Below are 18274 nucleotides of genomic sequence, written 5' to 3'. Positions count from 1 at the left end.
CATGAGCGCCAAGAAGACGATCGGCGTCGCCGCGACCGCGGTCGCCGCGGTCACCGCGACCGCCGTGATCGCCTCGCTGGCTACCGGGTTCCCGGCGAACCTCCTCCAGGACCCGACCGCGGCGTCACCCGACGCGACCGACGCCGACGGACAGCCTGGCCCGACCTCGACGGTCACGGACCGGACCACCACCGAGGCCGCCGACGCCTTCCTTACCGACTGGGTCGACGACGGCCGCGTCGTGCGCCGGGACCAGGGTGACGACACGGTCAGCGAGGGGCAGGCCTACGGACTGCTCGTCGCGGCCGGGGTCGGGGACGAGCAGTCCTTCACCGAGATCTGGGATTGGACCGAGCAGCACCTGCAGCGGCCCGACGGGCTGCTCGCCTGGCAGTGGCGCGATGGCGAGGTCGTCGACGACGAACCCGCCAGCGATGCGGACCTCGACGCCGCCCGCGCGCTCGTCGTCGCCGGCACCCGGTTCGACGAGCCGCGGTTCACCGAGGCCGGGGTCACGCTCGCCGGTGTGATCGCGGACCGCATGACCGCCGAGACCGCCGCGGGCCGGATCCTGCTGCCCGGTGTCTGGGCCGCTGCGACCGAGCCCTACGCGTACAACCCGTCCTACGCCTCCCCCGTCGCCTTCTCGGTGCTGGGTGCGGCGACCGGTGACCCGCGGTGGGCCGAACTGCAGGCGGGTTCCGCGGCGGTCACGACCACCCTGCTCGACGAGAGCCCGCTCCCGCCCGACTGGGCCCAGGTGCACGCCGACGGCACCGTCGACGCCATGCCGGGTGCGGCAGGGACCGGGCAGAGCGTCCGCTACGGCTACGACGCGGCCCGGCTCCCGATCCGCTACGCCGAGTCATGCGACACCGCCGACCGGGCGACGGCCGCCCGCCTCGCCTCGACCCTCGCGCGCTCGAAGGAGCCGCGTGCGGAGACCGATCTCGGCGGATCACCGCTGACCTCGGACGTGCACCCGCTCGCCCTCCAGGCCCGAGCGGCCGCGCGCGCCGCCGTGGGCAACCTGCCGGAGTCGGCGGACGACCTCCGGGCCGCCGACGAACTCGCGCAGGAGGTGCCGAGCTACTTCGGCGCCGCCTGGGCAGCCCTCGCACCGATGATGCTCACGACCGGTGAGCTGGACGGGTGTCCACCGCTCACCGAAGGAGCCACCTCATGATCCGCGCACAGCGCCGTCGGATCGGCACGCTCGCCGCCGCCGGAGCGCTCCTCACGGCGCTCGCCCTCTCGGGCTGCGCCACGACGCACGCCGGGCAGAAGCCGACCTCGCCGAACGCCGCCGACGGCCCCATCACCTCCTCGGAGGCGGCCGACCGTGGCGCCGCCGGCGCGAAGCAGGACCCGGTCGCCCAGGCGCCGGCGGCCGATGTCAGCGCGCTGAGCGTGAGCCGGGTGCAGATCCCGTCCATCGGGGTCGACGCGGCGGTCGAACCGCTCGAACGCGATGCGTCGGGTGTCCTCCTGCCACCCGCCGAGTGGGAGGACGCCGGGTGGTACCGCGCCGGCGTCATGCCCGGCCAGGTGGGGCCCGCGGTCATCGCCGGTCACCTCGACACGACCCTCCGCGAGGCGGTGTTCGTCCACCTCAAGCAGCTCGTGGCGGGCGACCAGGTGACGGTCACGATGTCCGACGGCTCGACCGCCACGTACGCCGTGGACCGCGCCATCGACGTCGAGAAGAAGACCTTCCCCACCGAGGAGGTCTACGGGCCGACGCCCGACGCGCAGCTCCGGCTCATCACCTGCAACGGCCCCTTCGACGACGCCGCGAACACCTACGCGAACAACTACGTCGTCTTCGCGTCGCTCGTCGGCACGACCCCGTAGCGCCGCTCCCTGCTCCGCGCGCCCGTCGCGGCGCGGCCCCGCTCCGAACCATTCCCACCGACCCGAAAGGAACCGACGTGAACCGCTCACTCGTCGTCATCCCCACCTACAACGAACTCGACAACCTGCAGCCGATCGTGAACCGCACGCTCGCCGTCCCGGGGGTCGACATCCTCGTCGTGGACGACTCCTCCCCCGACGGCACCGGGTTCCTCGCCGAACAGCTCGCCGCGCAGCACCCGGAGGTGCACGTGTTCCACCGGGCCGTGAAGGACGGGCTCGGCGGCGCGTACCTCGCGGGCTTCGCCTGGGCGCTCGCCCGGGGGTACGAGGTCGTCGTCGAGATGGACGCGGACGGATCCCACCACCCCGAGGACCTGCCCCGCCTCATCGCGCTCCTCGACGATCACGACCTCGCGCTCGGCTCACGCTGGGTCCCGGGTGGCGTCGTCGAGAACTGGCCCGCCCACCGGCTCGCGCTGAGTCGCGGCGGCAACCTCTACACGCGACTCGCCCTCGGGATCGGTGTCGCCGACGCGACCGGCGGGTTCCGCGCGTTCCGCAGCGAGGCCCTGCGCCGCATCGACCTCGCCGACGTCGCGTCACAGGGGTACTGCTTCCAGGTCGACCTCCTCTGGCGTGCGCTGCAGCGCGGGCTCCGGGTCGTGGAGACGCCCATCGTCTTCACCGAGCGGGTGTCGGGCGAGTCGAAGATGAGCGGCGGCATCGTCTCCGAGTCGCTCAAGAAGGTCACGATGTGGGGCGTGCGTCGTCGCCTCCAGGAGGTCCGCGCACTGCTGCACGGCCACCCGCTCCCATCCGTGCGCGTGCTGTCCACCCGCTGAGACCAGGTGGTGCGGGCGGCCACGACCACGGGCCGACGACGGCTGCACATCTTCCCAGGTCCTTCCGGTTCCGCCGCCCTCCCCGGAGTCGTAGCGTGAGGGCATGACCAATCGCACGCGCACCCCGCAGCACCCCATCGGTTCCGGCTTCGGCCACTCGAGCACCGCGGCGGAGGTGCTCGAGGGCATCGACCTCACCGGCAAGCTCGCCATCGTCACCGGCGGCTACTCCGGTATCGGCCGCGAGGCCGTCCGTGCCCTGGTCGGCGCGGGTGCCCAGGTCATCGTCCCCGCGCGGCGCCCGGAGACCGCTCGCGAGGAGCTCGCCGGCATCGACGGTGTGGAGGTCGACGAACTCGACCTGGCGGACCTCGCGAGCGTCGAGGCGTTCGCCGACCGCTTCCTCGCCACGGGCCGGGGCCTCGACCTCGTCATCACGAACGCCGGCGTCATGGCGGCTCCCGAGACGCGCGTCGGTCCCGGCTGGGAACTCCAGTTCGCGACCAACCACCTCGGCCACTTCGCCCTCGTCAACCGCCTCTGGCCCGCCATCGTCAAGGGCGGGTCATCGCGGGTCGCCGCGTTGTCCTCCAGCGGCCACAAGCGCTCCGGGATCCGCTGGGACGACGTCCAGTTCGAGCACGGCTACGACAAGTGGGAGGCGTACGGGCAGGCGAAGACCGCCAACGCGCTCTTCGCCTTCCAGCTCGACACGCTCGGTGCCGAGGAAGGTGTCCGCGCGTTCTCCGTCCACCCCGGCGGCATCCTCACGCCGCTGCAGCGGCACCTGCCGCGCGAGGAGATGATGGCGCTCGGCTGGGTCGACGCCGACGGCAACCTCCTCGTCTCGGGCTTCAAGTCGCCCGAGCAGGGCGCCGCAACCGAGGTGTGGGCCGCGACCTCGCCGTCGCTCGACGGCCTCGGCGGGGTGTTCTGCGAGGACTGCGACATCGCCGGCCCGGCGGAGACCGCGGTCTCCCCGGCCTCCGGCGTCGCCGACCATGCGACCGATCCGGAGGAGGCGGCCCGACTCTGGGCGCTCTCAGCCGAACTCACCGGGGTCGACGCCTTCGCCGCTCGCGACTGATCGGCCGGCGCCACCCCTTGCAGCCACCCGCCCACGGACCTACCGTGAGAGCGGATCAGCGCGACGATGCGCGAGACGGAGACCGCCCAGGCGGATCTCGGAAGGAGCACCTCATGAGTGACCAGAACGCCGACATCAACAACCCGGGCCCGCACGACGAGGCCGTCGACGACGCGGCGGCCGAGCGCGTGGCGTCCACGACGAACCCCGGCCCGCACGTCACCGAGGACGACCCGGCGGCGAGCGGCGAGGCCGACATCACGAACCCCGGTTCGGAGACCGAACGCGACGCTGCGGCCGAGCGCGAGGCGGAGCGCGTCGCCAACATCACCAACCCCGGCCCGAGTTCCTGACCCCACCGACCCTTTCTCAGGAGTTCGCCGGCGCGTCGATCCGTTTCCCGGGCGGCGCACCGGAGGACTCCTGAGAACGGTCAAGCAGCCTCAACGGCCGAGCGCGAGGCGGAGCGCGTCGCCAACATCACCAACCCCGGCCCGAGTTCCTGACCCCACCAACCCTTTCTCAGGAGTTCGTCGGCGCGTCGATCCGTTCCCCGGGCGGCGCGCCGGAGGACTCCTGAAAACGGTCAAGCAGCCTCAACGGCCGAGCGCGAGGCGGAGCGCGTCGCCAACATCACCAACCCCGGCCCGAGTTCCTGACCCCACCGACCCTTTCTCAGGAGTTCGCCGGCGCGTCGATCCGTTTCCCGGGCGGCGTACCGGAGGACTCCTGAGTAAGGTCGCCCAGCTCTAGTGGTCGGCGCGAGGCGGACGCAGGCGCGTCTCCTCGATGTCGAGCATCGTCTGCGCCTCGGCGAGGATGCGCGACGGGTACGCGCCGCGCGCCCGGGCGTCGAGGAGCCGCTCGCGTTCGGCCTGCACGACGGCGAGGCGGAGCTGGCGGTAGAGCCGGTGCGGTGTCTCTGCGTGCGTCTCACTCGGCGAGACCGACTCGCGCGAGCGTTCCCAGGCGGCTTCCGCCCGCAGGAACGTGGACTGTCTGACGCGTTCGAGCAGATCGGGGTCGATCTCCTCCTCGATGCCGACCGCCGAGGCCGGATCCTCCAGCACGCTGATGCCCGCGTAGCTGATCTCGTCGAGGAGGGTCGCGAGCTGGCGGCGGTCCTCGGACTCGTCGATCCCCTGCACCTTGAGCAGCCGGATGAGCCACGGCAACGTGCCGCCCTGGACGACGAGCGTCACGACGGCCACCGTGAAGGCGATGAGGACGAGTTGCTCGCGGTACGGGGTGCTCTGCGGCAGTGACTGTGCGGCGGCGAGCGTCACGACGCCACGCATGCCCGACCAGCTGAGGATGACGCCACCTCGCCAGTCGATCTGCTCCAACCGCAACTGCTCGAGGTCGGCGCGCTGCCGCTCGTAGGCGCGCTCCCGCCGCCGCCGCCGGTGCCATCGGCGGTTCTGTCTCGGGAACCGTTCCGAGTACCCCATCGACAGCCACCGTTGCAGGGTCTGGCGTTCCGCCCAGCGTTCTCGTGCACGGAGCCCGAGCACCAGCGGGCCCACCCACAGGAACCGCAGCGCGATGAGCGCGGCCGTCGCGACGAGACCGATCCCGATGGACTCCTCGACCGACAGGATCTCGGCGTCGACAGCGCCGATGAGGGTGCGGATCTCGAGGCCGATGAGGAGGAACACGGCGTTCTCGAGCAGGAACTGGATGGTCCGCCAGTTGATGCGGTCGCTGATCCGCGCCTGCGCCGAGAACGCGGCCGAACTCGCGTGCCCCGTGTACAGGCCGGCGATGACGACGGCCAGCACGCCGGACCCGCCGAGCGCCTCGGTCGGCATGAACGCCACGAACGGGACGGCGATGGAGATCGCGGTGTCGAGGACGGAGTCGTTGAGCTTCGAGCGCAACCAGACGGTGACGTACCCGGCGATGAAGCCGACGACGATCGCCAGGACGACCGCGTAGACGAAGTCGCCGACCGTCGCCCACGGCGTGAGCATGCCGCCGGCCGCCGCAGCGCTCGCCGATCGGAGGAGCACGAGCGCGGTCGCGTCGTTCACGAGCCCCTCACCCTCGAGCACCGTCAGGAGGCGGGGCGGGAGGCCGAGACGGCGTCCGATGGACGTCGCCGCGACCGCGTCGGGCGGGCTGATGATCGCGCCGAGGGCGATGGCGGCGGCCAGGTTGAGGTCCGGCAGGAGGCTGAAGAGGAGGAAGCCGGCACCGAAGGCGGTGACGATGACGAGCACGACGGACAGGCTCGTGATGGTGGCGAGGTTGCGGCGGAAGTCCATGATCGGAACGCTGATCGCCGCGGCGTAGAGGATCGGCGGCAGGACGACGTCGAGCACGAGTTCCGGTTCGACCTCGATCTCCGGGACGCCCGGGAGGTACGAGAGCCCGACACCGACGATCACGAGGATGATCGGCGCGGCGACACCGAGCTTGCGGGAGAAGGCCGCGACGGCCACGATCACCGCGATGCCGACGACCGCATACACCCCGAGTTCCATAGCGATCAGGCTATCGGTCGCTCGGCCGGCCACACCCCGACGGCTGTCGTGGGTGCCGGGAGACTATTCGAGCAGGCCCCGGATGTCCTCCGCGGTGAGGGCCTGACTGAACACCGCGTCGTCGTCGAGGACCGCGGCGAAGAGCTCGGACTTCTTCGCCTGCAGCGCCATCACCTTCTCCTCGATCGTGTCGGCGGCGACCAGCCGGTAGACCATGACGTTCTCGGTCTGGCCGATGCGGTGCGTGCGGTCGATGGCCTGCGCCTCTGCGGCCGGGTTCCACCACGGGTCGAGCAGGAAGACGTAGTCCGCTTCGGTCAGGTTGAGGCCGAACCCGCCGGCCTTCAAGCTGATGAGGAACACGGGGGCGTCGCCGGTGCGGAAGCGGTCGATGACCTCACCCCGACGACGGGTCGACCCGTCGAGGTACTCGTACGCGATGCCCTGCTCCTCGAGCCGACGCGCAGCGGTGCCGAGGAAGCTCGTGAACTGGCTGAAGATGAGCGCCCGGTGGCCCTCGGCGACGACGTCGTCGAGCTGCTCGAGGAGTGCGTCGAGTTTGCTCGAGGGGATGCCCGCGTGCTCCTCGGCGTCGATGAGACTCGCGTCGAGGCTGAGCATGCGGAGGAGGGTGAGCGAGCGGAACACGATGAACCGGTTGCGGTCGAGGTCGTCGACGAGTCCGAGGAGCTTCTGTCGTTCGCGCTGGAGGACGAGGTCGTAGAGCTTGCGGTGGGCCGGCGCGAGTTCGATCCGCAGCACCTGCTCCTGCTTCGGCGGCAGTTCGGGCGCGACCATCTCCTTGGTGCGTCGCATGAGCAGCGGACGGATGCGTCGGCGCAGGGTCTGCAGCCGACTCGAGTCGAGACCCTTGCCGATCGGCTTGACGTAGTGCTCGGTGAAGCGCGGCGCCGACGCGAACAGGCCCGGCGCGACGATCGACAGCAGCGACCACAGCTCCATGAGCGTGTTCTCGATGGGCGTGCCGGTGATCGCGAGCTTGAACGGTGCTCTGAGGTCGACCGCGCACTCGTGCAGCTTGGCGCGGTGGTTCTTCACGAACTGCGCCTCGTCGAGGATGAGCCCCGACCAGTCGACCGCCTGGTACGCCGCTGCGTCGAGCCGGAACAGCGCATAGCTCGTGACCACGATGTCGGCGCCCGCCGCGAGGTCCGCGATCGACGCGCTCCCCTTCGCCTGCGTGGCTGTGATGCTGCGGACGACGAGGTCGGGCACGAAGCGCGTGGCCTCGGCGACCCAGTTGGAGACGACCGACGTCGGGGCGACCACGAGGAACGGTGGTGCCGTGGTCCCGGTGGTCTCGCGCGCGTGGGCGACGAGGGCGAGGGTCTGCAGCGTCTTGCCGAGGCCCATGTCGTCGGCCAGGATGCCTCCGAGTCCGTGCTGCCAGAGGAATGCGAGCCAGCGGAAGCCCTCGACCTGGTAAGGCCGGAGGTCTGCGTGGAGTCCCGACGGCAAGGCGGTGTCGGGGACCGCTTCGATCGCGTTGAGTCCGGCTGCAGCCTCGCGCCAGGAGACGGCCTGCTCGGTCTCGTCGGCGAGGTCCTCGAAGTCGGCCCAGAGGCTCGCCTGATAGCGGCTGATGCTCGGCTTCGTCTCCCACTCCTTGAGCGCGGCCGCCTCGGTGAGTAGCTCGCGCAGGCGGTCGAAGGCGGGGTGCTCGAGCGACAGGTAGGTGTGGTCGACCATGAGCAGCTTGGTGCGCCCCTTCGAGAGGGCCTTGAAGAGGGGCTCGAAGGGGACGCTGTACTCGCCGATGTGGATGACGATCCCGAGGTCGAACCAGTCGCGTTGCTCCGTCTCCACCGTGGTGACCGAGATGTGGGGCGTGCCCGTGAGCTCCCGGTACTCGGGGCGGTCGCCGGACACTTCGACGAGGACGTCGTCGAGCGATTCGAAGACGGGGAGGGTGCGCTCGGTGACGAGTGCCGCGTCGAACTCCGTCAGGACCTGCGGCCGGGGCGGCCAGACGCCCGGAGTCGTGAGCTCGTCGAACGAGCCCGCGGCGAGCGCCCGGCGTTCCGGTTCCGCCGCGGCGGCGATGGCGGCGCCGACCCGGTCGAGGATGGCCCGCTCCGCGCGTTCGTCGCGGAGGACCTCCGCTGCGGCGGAGTCGGTTGCGTTGTCGGAGAGCGCACCGTGCGGCACCGTCGACACGAGTGGTCGTCCTGCGGCGAGCGCCGGGGTGCCGCCACCGATCGGGACGCGCTGCGCCGGGGCGTACTGCCAGAACCAGGCGAGGCGCAGGGTCTGCTTCGGTTCGAAGGAAGCCGTGAGGACGAGGACCGGCGGCACGATCTCGGGCAGAGCCACGGTGCCGTCCGTCGAACTCAGCGAGATGCTGCGGCGGAGTCGTGGGACGTAGTGCTCGAGGAACTCCGGCACTTCGGCCTCGGGGACGACGACCGGCTCGCCAGGCCCGAGCAGTCCGCGGGCCTCGTCCGTCAGCGGTTCGGCGAGCGGGGCGAGCACGATCGCCTGCTGTGGTTCGAGCGTGTAGTGGTAGAGCCCGTGGTCGCCGAGGGCTCCGCTCGTGGCCGCGTCGACGTCGGTACCGTCGATCGTCACGACGGATCGGAGGACCACGCCCTCGTCGTCGTGCGCGGCGTCCAGCCGGATGGCGGCGGTGGTGCCGAGGGCGACCGTGCCTTTGCGCGTACCGACGAGTTCGATCCCGAGTTGGGCCGCCTCCTCGAACAGATGCCAGAGGACGGGGCTGCCGAAGTCGTCGAGGACGAGCCAGTCCGAGTCGGCGGCGCCGGCGTAGGCACCGGCCGGCGGACGGGTGGCACGCAGGAGCGCCTGGAACTGCGTGAACCACTGCTGGTGCGCCGGATCGAGCGACAGCCGGTGGCCCTGGTGCGTGAACGAGGTCCACGAGATCGTCGACTTCACGAAGCCGCCGCCGGCCTTCTTGACGACGGGTCGGACGGCGATGCGGCGGGGGTGCCGGGGGTCGGGCGGGCCGTCGGCCGTTCGGGAGGTCGGCCCGCGCCAGCGTTCGGCGGTGCGCGGGATGCTCTCGCGGACCTCGAACTGCAGCCCCATGGCCGTCGGCACCGTGGCACGACCGGCATCGCCGGCGAGGGAGTCGAGTCGGTTCCGCCAGCTGGGCGGTGCCGGCGGCATCTGCGGACTCGGGGTCCATCGCGCTGCTCGTCGTTCCGCCTCCGGACGCCAGGCGTCAGGGAGGTCGCCGAGCTCGTCGAGGGCGTACATCGGCCGGTGCTCGGCCGGTTCGTCGAGCACGGGGTCGTTGATGGGCGCGGTCCAACGTCGGTCGGAGCGCCAGGACGCCTCCTTCCCGGAAGGCGGCCGTTGTGGTGCCACCCACCGGTCGGAGCGACCCTCGGCCCGGAGGTGGGCCGCGTTGCTGTGCAGCAGGGTGGCGACGATGTGCTTGCAGTCACCGCGGAGCGGGCAGGAGCACGCGCTGCCTTCGATCCGAGCGAACCCACCGGTGTCGTCGCCGAGGTCGATGATGCAGGCGTACGGGACATCGGTGGAGCCTTCGACGATCCCGTGGAGCCGACGCTTGTCGGGGTCCCAGTCGGCGGCGGTGACCCGGCCATCTCTCGCGTAGACCCGGCCGCGGTCGAACGCCACCCGCCCGACGAGCCGGACGAGGTCGGCCACGTCGACCAGTGGTGCGGGCTCGGGAGTCATCGCCCCATGGTCTCACGCACGACGGACACCCCTCCCTCGAGCCAGCGCGGTGCGCTGACGCGAGCGCGGGTCTGCGACGTGAGCGCGCCCCTCCGGAGGGGCGCGCTCACGTCTGTGGGTCGCGGTCGGTCCAGCGCCCCGCGCTGACCACAGCTCCGACCGAGGCACGTCCGGCGGCTCGTAGAATGAGGTAATGACCTCTCTCCCCCACGACGAGCCTGCGAACCACGCTCCCGGCGACGACGCGGGCATCGATCCCACCGATCTCGAGGTCACGCTGCGCGTCCTCCAGACCATGGCGACGATGGACGAGGAGCACCCCGACTACCTCCAGGTGCGCCGCGCCACCGCCAAGATGTTCAAGGCGGTCAAGAAGGAACGCCGGCTCGACCGTCGGGCCCGGATCGCCGACGCCGACCGCGCCGTGATCGCCGCCACCGCGACGGGCGCCCCCGACCGCATCGACGACGAGACCCGGGGCATCCCGCTCGCCACCACCACGACGGCTCCGACCGCCGGCGAGCTGCTGGTGCCGCGCAACTGCTACATCTGCAAGCAGCCCTACACGACGGTCGACGCCTTCTACCACCAGCTCTGCCCGCAGTGCGCGGCGATGAGCCACGCGAAGCGCGACGCCCGCACCGACCTCACCGGCAAGCGCGCCCTCCTCACCGGTGGCCGCGCGAAGATCGGCATGTACATCGCGCTACGACTCCTGCGCGACGGAGCACACACCACCATCACGACGCGGTTCCCGCGCGACGCCGTCCGCCGCTTCAGCGCGCTCTCCGACAGCGCCGACTGGCTGCACCGGCTTCGCGTCGTCGGCATCGACCTCCGCGACCCGGCCCAGGTCATCGCCCTCGCGGATTCCGTGGCCGAGCAGGGTCCGCTCGACATCCTCATCAACAACGCCGCGCAGACGGTCCGCCGCACGAAGGGCGCCTACCAGCCGCTCGTCGACGCGGAGCTCGCCCCGCTGCCGGACGGCCCACTGCCCGAGCTCGTCACCTTCGGCCACACGAACGACGCACACCCGCTGTCGCTCGCGGCGTCGGTGTCCGCCCACCCGATCCTCGCCGCAGCGGCGGCCAAAGCCGATGCGCTCACCGAAGCGGCCATGACGGCCGGGTCGTCCTCGCTCGAACGGCTCGCCGCCGGCACCGCGATCGACGCCGGCGGACTCGTCCCCGACGTCGACCACAGCAACAGCTGGGTGCAGAACGTCGACCAGGTCGAGCCCATCGAGATGCTCGAGGTCCAGCTGGCGAACGCGACCGCCCCGTTCATCCTCATCAGCCGCCTGCGTGCCTCGATGGCGGCGTCCGACTTCCCACGCACCTACGTGGTCAACGTCTCCGCGATGGAGGGCGTCTTCGGTCGCGGCTACAAGGGCCCGGGCCACCCGCACACGAACATGGCGAAGGCCGCGCTGAACATGCTCACCCGGACGAGCGCGCGGGAGATGTTCGAGACCGACGGCATCCTCATGACGAGTGTCGACACCGGCTGGATCACCGACGAGCGCCCGCACCCGACCAAGGTGCGGCTGGCGGAGGAGGGCTTCCACGCCCCGCTCGACCTCGTCGACGGCGCGGCGCGGGTGTACGACCCGATCGTCCGCGGCGAGGCCGGCGAGAACCTGTTCGGCGTCTTCCTCAAGGACTACCGCCCGAGCTCCTGGTGAGCTTCGACTCGCGGTCGTGGTCGAGGACCCGGCGATGATCGGTCCGGCGGCCGTCCGCTTCCTCCGGGAGGCACCGCTCGGTTCGCGGGTCGTCGTGCGCTTCGCACTGCCCGAGGGCGCCGAGGCGGGTGCGACCGACGCCCTCGGCGAGCTCGTCGAGCGGTCGGACACGGGCTGCACGGTCGAGACCAAGCGCGGACCGGTCGTGATCGCCGACGCCGACGTCATCGCGGCGAAGCCCGTCCCGCCTGCGCCGGCACCACGGGAACGCCGCCGCTCAGCCTAGGCTGGGCCGATGAGCAGCGAAGTCACCCAGGACCCGTCGCCGACGCAGCATCGCGTCGAAGTGACGCTCCGACGTCCCTGGTACGGCGCGTTCCAGCGTCCGACGGTGGTGTTCGACGGGCGAGGCCAGCCGGCCCAGTGGGGTACGGGCAGCTGGCGACTCGGCGGGACGGAGGTCTCCTTCGAGGTCTTCCTCTTCAATCGGGTCTGGCGGTACGGCGCGGCCCGGACCACCTTGACCGCCGGCGTCGACACGTCGCTCGTCTATCGCGCGCCGCTCCTGCCGTTCCTCCCAGGTCGGTTCACAGCGAGCTGAGCGGTGGCTCGGAAACCCGTCGGCGGCCGCCCCTAGGCTGGCCGGATCACCCCTTCACGCACGGGCATCGGGAGAACACGGCATGGCGAAACGCACCGGAACGACGGCACCACGGCTCGACCCCGTCCGTCTCATCGGATTGACCGACGGCGACGAGGGCGCCCTCGACGCGCACGACAGTGTCGAAGGCCTGCGGATCGCCGACCTCGACCTGTCGCACCGTGACCTCTCGGGCATCACGATCTCCGAGTCCCTGCTTGCCGGCATTCGAGCCGACCAGACCGACTTCCGGGCGGCGTCGTTCCTCGACTCCCGGCTCGAGCGGTGGGACGCGCCCATCCTCCTCGCCCCTCGAAGTCGCCTGCGCGACATCGAGCTGGAGGGGTCCCGGGTCGGTTCCGCCGACTGTTACGACGCGAACTGGCAGTCGGTGCGGGTCACCGGATGCAAGCTCGGGTTCGTGAACCTGCGCGGGGCCGTGCTGCAGGACGTCCAGTTCGAGGACTGCACGATCGACGAACTCGACCTCGCCGATGCGACGGCCACCCGGGTCCGGTTCGTCGACTGCACGCTCAACAGTCTCGACGTCACGCGGGCGAGGCTCACGGACGTCGACCTCCGGACGCTCGAGCTCCGCCGCATCGCCGGCATCGAGCACCTGCGGGGCGCGACGATGACGCCGTTCCAGGTCGGAGAGCTCGCAGCGATGTTCGCCGAGCAGTTCGGCATCCGAGTCGAGGACTGACCTCCCGGGTTGCGCCAGCGCGGTGCGCTGACGTCACCGCGGGTCTGGCGCGTGGGCGCGGGTCTCCGGAGACCCGCGCTCACGCGTGTACCCCGCGCCCACGCCGCTTCCCCCGCACTCGCGCCAGCGCACCGCGCTCGCGCCGGCGCACCGCGCTGGCACCCGCTCCACCGACACCCGCTACCGGGGCAGACGGACCCCGATGCGCTCCAAGTGCGCGTTCGAGAAGGTTCCGGCGGGATCGAGCTCCTCGAAGAGGTCCCGCGCGTCGGCGAGTCGCGGCACGACCTCGGCGATGCGCTCGGCGGTCAGGAGGTTGAGCTTGCCCCAGTGCGGGCGGGCGTCGAAGGGTGCGAGCGCCTCCTCGATCGCGGGCAGCACCGCTCGGACCTCATCGGGCAGGTTGCGCCAGGTGAAGTGCACGGCGAGCATCTCCCGGTGGTAGGCGCCGCTCAGCCAGAGCTTGTCCGGCGCGGCCGTGCGCAGTTCGGTCACGAGCAGCAGCGGGGCGATGCGGTCGCCGAGCGCACGCAGGGCCGTGATCGCAGCGGGTCCGTCAGCGCGGTCGATGAAGTACTCGGTCTGGATCTCGTCACCGTTGCTCGGCGTCGACTCGAGCCGGAAGTGCGGCAGCCGCTCCCACCAGTCGCCGGGGACACCGCCCTGCAGGGTGAGGTTGTCGGGGTCCGTCTCGACGAGGTTGCCGGCGGTCAGGGAGTCCCGCTGCACACCGAGCCACGACTCAGGGACCACGGGCAGTTCGTCGTCGCCGGCGACAAGGCGGGTCTTCCACCAGATCTGCTCGACGGTGTCGCCGAGCCAGTTGGTGAAGATGCTGACGCTGTAGGCACCGCCGGTGACGCCCTCGAAGTCGGCGAGCACGGCATCCCACGGGACGTCGCGGTAGACGTCCTGACGCACGCGGTAGGCGGGCTGCACGTCGACCGTCACGCGCACCACGATGCCGTACGCGCCGAGCCCGACGACGAGGCCGTCGAAGCCGGGGTCCCCGCGACGCACGTGGACGAGTTCGCCCGTGGCGTCGACGTACTCGAGGCCGCTCACCGCTGAGGACAGGATGCCGTTGTCGTTGCCGGATCCGTGGGTGCCGGTCGCGATCGCGCCGCCGATGGAGATGTGCGGGAGCGAGCCCATGTTGTGGAAGGCGAGGCCATGTTCGGCGAGCCAGGCGGCGGCGATCCCGTAGCGCGTCCCGGCTCCGATCGTCACCGAGCCGGCAGCCTCGTCGAACACCGGGTCGGCGGGGATGTCGAGCACCGTGATAAGCGTGCCGTCGGAGTCGGCGAGGTCGGTGAACGAGTGTCGGGTGCCGAGGGCGCGGACACGCGTGCCCGTCCTGGCGGCCTCGGCGACGAGTGCGCGGACCTCATCGATCGACGTGGCGTTCACGATCCGCGGCGCTGCGAAGGTGTGCGTGCCGGCCCAGTTGCGTTCAAGCGTCATGAGCGCAAGCTTGCCAGAGCCGGGACGACCCGCAGGCGTTCCCGAAACATTTCCAGTCAGGCGGGCGGAGCGGCGTGCTTGTTCTCGAGCAGGACACCGACGGCGACGAGCACGACCGCGCCGAGGAACTGCGCGATGATCCAGGGGATGCCGCCGAACGGGAGCGGGAGGACCGGGTTCCACACGATCGCGACGAGCAGCGTCGGGATCATCCAGAGCGGCTGCTTGGCCTGCCAAGCGAACACGGCCATGATGAGCGCGAGGATGCTCACCACGAACAGCACGATCGTGAAGGCGTCGAGCTCGAGCAGCGCGAGGCCCAACATGAGCGCGACCGCACCCATGATGCCCGGGATGAGCGCCGGGCGAAGGGCGAAGGGTGCGGGAGCGGGGGTCGGACTCGGCATCCCACGAGTTTACGTGGAGCGGCGGGGCGTCGCCGAGCGGTGCGGCGGGGCCGATGCGGCACAATCACTGCATGGGCGTTCTCATCTACGGTGCCGGAAGTCACTACGACTTCGACGACCGCGTGCTCGCCCATCTCAGGGCGGCGATCGGGAACAAGCTGCGTCGTCGGGAGTCCTTCTTCGTCGAATGGACGAAGGGCGCTGTGGACGGCGGTGGGCGCGTGAGTCTCTGGATCACGAGCGACGTCCCGCTGCAGTTCCGGTTCGCGCAGGCGGAGCCGCCGGTCAACCAGGCGTGGGTGCGCGCCTTGCTCGACTCCTCCTATACGCCGAGCGGCATGATCCTGACGTCCGAACCCGACGCATCGACCGATCCGGAGTCGGCCTGACCGGAGGGCTGGCTCAGCGCTGCTCCACGAGCGCGGCGAGTTGGTCCGTGACGATCCCCCAGCCGGCGTGGAAGCCGAGTTCGAGGTGTTCATCGCGCTGGGCGACCCCGCTGTGGAGTGCGGTCGCTCGGTAGCGGGTGCCGTCGGGGTGGTCGGCGAGGTCGATCACGGCGGAGATGAACGGCTGCTCGGCGGGCCGCCAGCCTGCGGTCAGCGCCGTCGTCCAGACGAGTCGCTGCTCCGGAACGACCTCCAGCACGCATCCGGTGATCTGCGGCACGAAGTCGACGCCGTCCTCACTGAACTCGGAGCGGAAGGACCCACCTGGTCGCAGCTCGAGCTCGACGACTCGACACACCGCCGGCGCCGGCACCCACCACTGCCCGAGCGTCGTGGGGTCGGTCCATGCTGCCCAGACGGCCGATCGCGGCGCGTGGATGATCCGCTCGACCAGCAGGTCGCGTTCGTCAGCCGGTTCGGGTCGTGTGTGATCGGTGTCGGTCATGCGGTGCTCCCTCAGGTCAGTCTGCGTCGTCCTCGACGCGGGCGAAGCGCGGTCCCTCGTAGCCGTCGCGTGAGACGGGCTCGACGAACATCGCGAGCGGTCGCACCCACGACGTCGGCGGCGTCGTGGTCGTCCGATAGAAGACGTACGGCTCCTCGGTCTCGCTGTGTCGTCCGACGCCGATGACCTCGTACCGCGCACCTTTGAAGTGCCGGTAGGTGCCGGGCTCGACGCCGAAGGACTCGCCGTCGTCGGTGATGGCCGTGCTGTCGTCACTCATGTCCCGATTCTAGCCAGCGAGTTTCCGGACATATTGGCGGCACACGTACACCCGAGCGAAGCGTTCCCTGAGCTCCTGCTCGCGCTCGATGCTCGCATGGACGAACGCGCGAACCGGGCTGCTGAGCCCGGGCGGCGTCGTAAACCCGTCGGCATCGTCCCCGTCTTCCAGGTGCACATGCAGGTACTGGAACGCCTCGGAGAAGCCATTGCGCCGGTACCAGCCGTTCGCGGCCGGGTCCTCTCGGGTCCACGCGTCGAGACTCGAGACACCCTCATCGGCCAGCCGCTCCACAGCTGCTTCGAGGAGTGCTGTGCCGATCCCCGCGCCCTGGTGACTGGGATATGTCGCGATCGAATCGATCGTCGCGGCGTCAGCGTCGACACTGACGTCCAGCAAGCCGATCACGCGCCCCTCCGCATCCACCGCGACCAGCCCGAACGACGGTGCAGACATGTCCGGGCGGCGAGGCCACACGTCGTCGTAGTACTGGGTCGTCAGAAAAGCGAGCACCCGGCATCGCACCCACGAGGATTCGTCAGACGCCTCGTAGGGGCGGATTGCGACTGTGGGCGAAGCGGGCATCGCGACGGGAGAGGGCTGTGCCCGCTGCTCAGGCCGAGCGGAAGTAGTCGGAAGCGGCCTTCGTGTAGAGGAGGATCAGGCCGATGACCGCGAGCAGCAGGCTGATGATCTGCGTCGCGACGTTGCCGGTGGTGATCATCGCGTAGACGGCGCTGGCGATCGACAGCACGAGGACGATCGTCGTGAGCACCCTCGCCACACCGCTCCCCCGCAGGAGGCCGACGCCGACGATGATGGTGATGATCCCGAGGATCAGCGAGACGAGGCCGGCGACCTGCATCCCCTGGAGGTTGCCGTTCGGCGTGTTCGCTCCGATCATCAGGAGCGCGCCGCCGAGGGCACTCAAGAAGCCCTGGATCCAGACGATCACCGCGACGATGGTCACTCCCCCTGGTCGTTTCGCCATCCTGCAGACCTCTCGTTCGTCGTTCGACGGTCCCGGATCGGGACCGTTCCCGACCCTAGCGGTGTGCCGCCGGAGACCGCCAGGGGTGGAGCGGAAGGCCGAGCGTGCGGTAATCGGCGCAGACGTCGAGCGGGCGACCGCATCGGGACGTCGCGTTGCGACCCGAGGACCGCACCCCGGATACGCCACTGCAGTGACTCACCCGGCGGTCGGCACCACGTCCCAGTGTTCGCGGATGAGCTTGTCGTCGACGCGGAAGATGTCCGCCGCCAGAACGGGGTCGTCGGCCTTCGCGCCGACGCTCTGCGAGAACGTCCAGACGAGGTCGCCGTCGCTCAGCGAGATGACCGACTCCTGCGGCGGGAACGTCGCAGATCCCGAGAAGAACGACTTGAGCGCTGCCGTGCCGTTCGGTGCGACCGGGTTGTGCTGGAGGTAGGCGGGGTCGAACGCTTTGTCGAGGATCGAGACGTCCTGGTCGCGGAACAGCGTGTTATACGCGTTGACGGCGAACGTCCGGTTCTGCTCCTCTTGCGACTCCGACGACGCGACAGCGGGCTTCGCGGGGCTGTAGAGGTCGCTGAACATCGTGTTGGTGTTCCCGCTCGCCGGCGTCCCGGTCGAGATGGGCTGATCGAACGCCCAGCGCTCCACCACGGCGCCGTCCCGCACCCGGAACAGGTCGACGGCGGCCTCGCCCGTCCGTTCGTCGGCCGGGTCGGAGGCGACCTGGTAGTGCACGGCCACGAGGTCGCCGTCGGCCGCGGTGTGCTTCACGACCGCCTGCGCGCCCGGGACCCGCGTCCGGTCGGCGGTGAACTCGGCCAGGACGCCGCTCGGACCGGACTTCTGCCCGGAACCGTGCGCGATGGCGTCGGCCGTGACCAGCTTGTCGGTCGTGGCCACCGCCTTCGAGGAGGCGGGGTCCGGGAAGGCGTCGGTGTAGAGCTCGAGCACGGCGGCGAGGTTCTTCTGCTCGGTCTTCGAGTCGCTGCGGTCGCCCGTCGAGCCGCCGTCGGCACTTCCCTTCCGTGCCGGCGAGACCGAGGACGAGGGATCGGGCACGGCTGCCGAGGTGGCCTGGCAGCCCGCGAGCAGTGAGACGCCGGCGAGGACGGCGGCAGTACGGACGAGGGGGACGACGAAGGCACGCGATCTGGTCATGACATCAGGGTGCGACGGCGTTCTGAACCTCAGGTGAGGTGTTTCTGGGCTTCGCTGGGAATCCGTGTCCTTCAGTTCTGGG

Annotated in this window: 19 protein-coding genes; 10 read left to right on the top strand and 9 right to left on the bottom strand. The window is 70.6% G+C overall.

Features of this window, described 5'->3' with window-relative positions; genetic code table 11:
• Nucleotide 1: 1 nt before the first annotated feature.
• The 5 genes from BWO91_RS04985 to BWO91_RS04965 all read left to right on the top strand — a co-directional run bounded on the left by BWO91_RS04985 (nt 2) and on the right by BWO91_RS04965 (nt 4139).
• Nucleotides 2–1186 carry a glycosyl hydrolase family 8 gene (locus BWO91_RS04985; RefSeq protein WP_079001630.1) on the top strand — a complete coding sequence of 395 codons (1185 nt, stop codon included), beginning with the start codon at nt 2–4 and terminating at the stop codon, nt 1184–1186.
• Nucleotides 1183–1854, top strand: a complete 672-nt coding sequence (locus BWO91_RS04980; protein ID WP_079001629.1) for a class F sortase — start codon at nt 1183–1185, stop codon at nt 1852–1854. The genes BWO91_RS04985 and BWO91_RS04980 overlap by 4 nt, the downstream gene beginning before the upstream one ends.
• Nucleotides 1855–1931: 77 nt before the next feature.
• Entirely contained in the window at nt 1932–2699 is a 768-nt protein-coding gene (locus BWO91_RS04975; protein WP_217634971.1) for a polyprenol monophosphomannose synthase, read from the top strand.
• Nucleotides 2700–2802: 103 nt separating this feature from the next.
• Entirely contained in the window at nt 2803–3786 is a 984-nt protein-coding gene (locus BWO91_RS04970; RefSeq protein WP_079001627.1) for an SDR family NAD(P)-dependent oxidoreductase, read from the top strand.
• Nucleotides 3787–3899: 113 nt separating this feature from the next.
• A complete protein-coding gene (locus BWO91_RS04965; RefSeq protein ID WP_079001625.1) occupies nt 3900–4139 on the top strand; it encodes a hypothetical protein in 240 nt (79 codons plus the stop codon).
• A 396-nt stretch (nt 4140–4535) separates the two neighbouring features.
• Here BWO91_RS04965 and BWO91_RS04960 read toward each other — a convergent pair whose 3' ends face one another.
• Both BWO91_RS04960 and BWO91_RS04955 read right to left on the bottom strand, forming a co-directional pair.
• Nucleotides 4536–6272: a cation:proton antiporter gene (locus BWO91_RS04960; RefSeq protein WP_064294303.1), complete on the bottom strand. Its 1737-nt coding sequence runs from the start codon at nt 6270–6272 to the stop codon at nt 4536–4538.
• Nucleotides 6273–6335: 63 nt separating this feature from the next.
• The gene (locus tag BWO91_RS04955; RefSeq protein ID WP_079001623.1) at nt 6336–9959 is read right to left on the bottom strand and encodes a DEAD/DEAH box helicase; all 3624 of its coding nucleotides are present in this window, start codon (nt 9957–9959) and stop codon (nt 6336–6338) included.
• 193 nt (nt 9960–10152) lie between these two features.
• On the opposite strand from BWO91_RS04955, the gene BWO91_RS04950 reads away from it, so the two are divergent.
• From BWO91_RS04950 to BWO91_RS04935, 4 genes are all read left to right on the top strand, one after another.
• Nucleotides 10153–11646, top strand: a complete 1494-nt coding sequence (locus tag BWO91_RS04950; RefSeq protein ID WP_079001621.1) for an SDR family NAD(P)-dependent oxidoreductase — start codon at nt 10153–10155, stop codon at nt 11644–11646.
• Between the two features lie 16 nt (nt 11647–11662).
• The gene (locus BWO91_RS04945) at nt 11663–11932 is read left to right on the top strand and encodes a hypothetical protein (protein ID WP_240555686.1); all 270 of its coding nucleotides are present in this window, start codon (nt 11663–11665) and stop codon (nt 11930–11932) included.
• A gap of 9 nt (nt 11933–11941) precedes the next feature.
• Nucleotides 11942–12247, top strand: a complete 306-nt coding sequence (locus tag BWO91_RS04940; protein ID WP_064294306.1) for a hypothetical protein — start codon at nt 11942–11944, stop codon at nt 12245–12247.
• 82 nt (nt 12248–12329) lie between these two features.
• Nucleotides 12330–12992: a pentapeptide repeat-containing protein gene (locus BWO91_RS04935; protein WP_079001618.1), complete on the top strand. Its 663-nt coding sequence runs from the start codon at nt 12330–12332 to the stop codon at nt 12990–12992.
• 180 nt (nt 12993–13172) lie between these two features.
• Here the strand turns inward: BWO91_RS04935 and BWO91_RS04930 are convergent, their stop codons facing one another.
• Together BWO91_RS04930 and BWO91_RS04925 are read right to left on the bottom strand one after the other, a co-directional pair.
• On the bottom strand, nt 13173–14456 hold the full coding sequence (locus BWO91_RS04930) for an FAD-binding protein (protein WP_079001616.1): 1284 nt from the start codon (nt 14454–14456) through the stop codon (nt 13173–13175).
• A 56-nt stretch (nt 14457–14512) separates the two neighbouring features.
• Nucleotides 14513–14863, bottom strand: coding sequence for a DUF6804 family protein (locus tag BWO91_RS04925; RefSeq protein WP_064294309.1), 351 nt, complete (start codon nt 14861–14863; stop codon nt 14513–14515).
• Nucleotides 14864–14934: 71 nt separating this feature from the next.
• On the opposite strand from BWO91_RS04925, the gene BWO91_RS04920 reads away from it, so the two are divergent.
• Entirely contained in the window at nt 14935–15252 is a 318-nt protein-coding gene (locus BWO91_RS04920; protein ID WP_079001614.1) for a hypothetical protein, read from the top strand.
• Between the two features lie 13 nt (nt 15253–15265).
• Here the strand turns inward: BWO91_RS04920 and BWO91_RS04915 are convergent, their stop codons facing one another.
• The 5 genes from BWO91_RS04915 to BWO91_RS04895 form a co-directional block, all read right to left on the bottom strand.
• Complete coding sequence (locus BWO91_RS04915) at nt 15266–15757, bottom strand: SRPBCC family protein (RefSeq protein ID WP_079001612.1); 492 nt, start codon at nt 15755–15757, stop codon at nt 15266–15268.
• Nucleotides 15758–15773: 16 nt separating this feature from the next.
• Entirely contained in the window at nt 15774–16037 is a 264-nt protein-coding gene (locus tag BWO91_RS04910) for a DUF1653 domain-containing protein (protein ID WP_079001610.1), read from the bottom strand.
• 9 nt (nt 16038–16046) lie between these two features.
• Nucleotides 16047–16550 (bottom strand): GNAT family N-acetyltransferase, encoded by a 504-nt coding sequence (locus BWO91_RS04905; protein WP_240555685.1) that lies wholly within the window; start codon nt 16548–16550, stop codon nt 16047–16049.
• Nucleotides 16551–16650: 100 nt separating this feature from the next.
• A complete protein-coding gene (locus BWO91_RS04900; protein WP_153303388.1) occupies nt 16651–17028 on the bottom strand; it encodes a hypothetical protein in 378 nt (125 codons plus the stop codon).
• A 198-nt stretch (nt 17029–17226) separates the two neighbouring features.
• Nucleotides 17227–18192 (bottom strand): nuclear transport factor 2 family protein, encoded by a 966-nt coding sequence (locus tag BWO91_RS04895; protein WP_079001604.1) that lies wholly within the window; start codon nt 18190–18192, stop codon nt 17227–17229.
• Between the last annotated feature and the right edge of the window lie 82 nt (nt 18193–18274).

Origin of the sequence: Plantibacter flavus (genome assembly GCF_002024505.1) — a bacterium.
Taxonomy (GTDB): domain Bacteria; phylum Actinomycetota; class Actinomycetes; order Actinomycetales; family Microbacteriaceae; genus Plantibacter; species Plantibacter flavus_A.
This window is presented reverse-complemented; position numbering and strand designations above follow the sequence as displayed.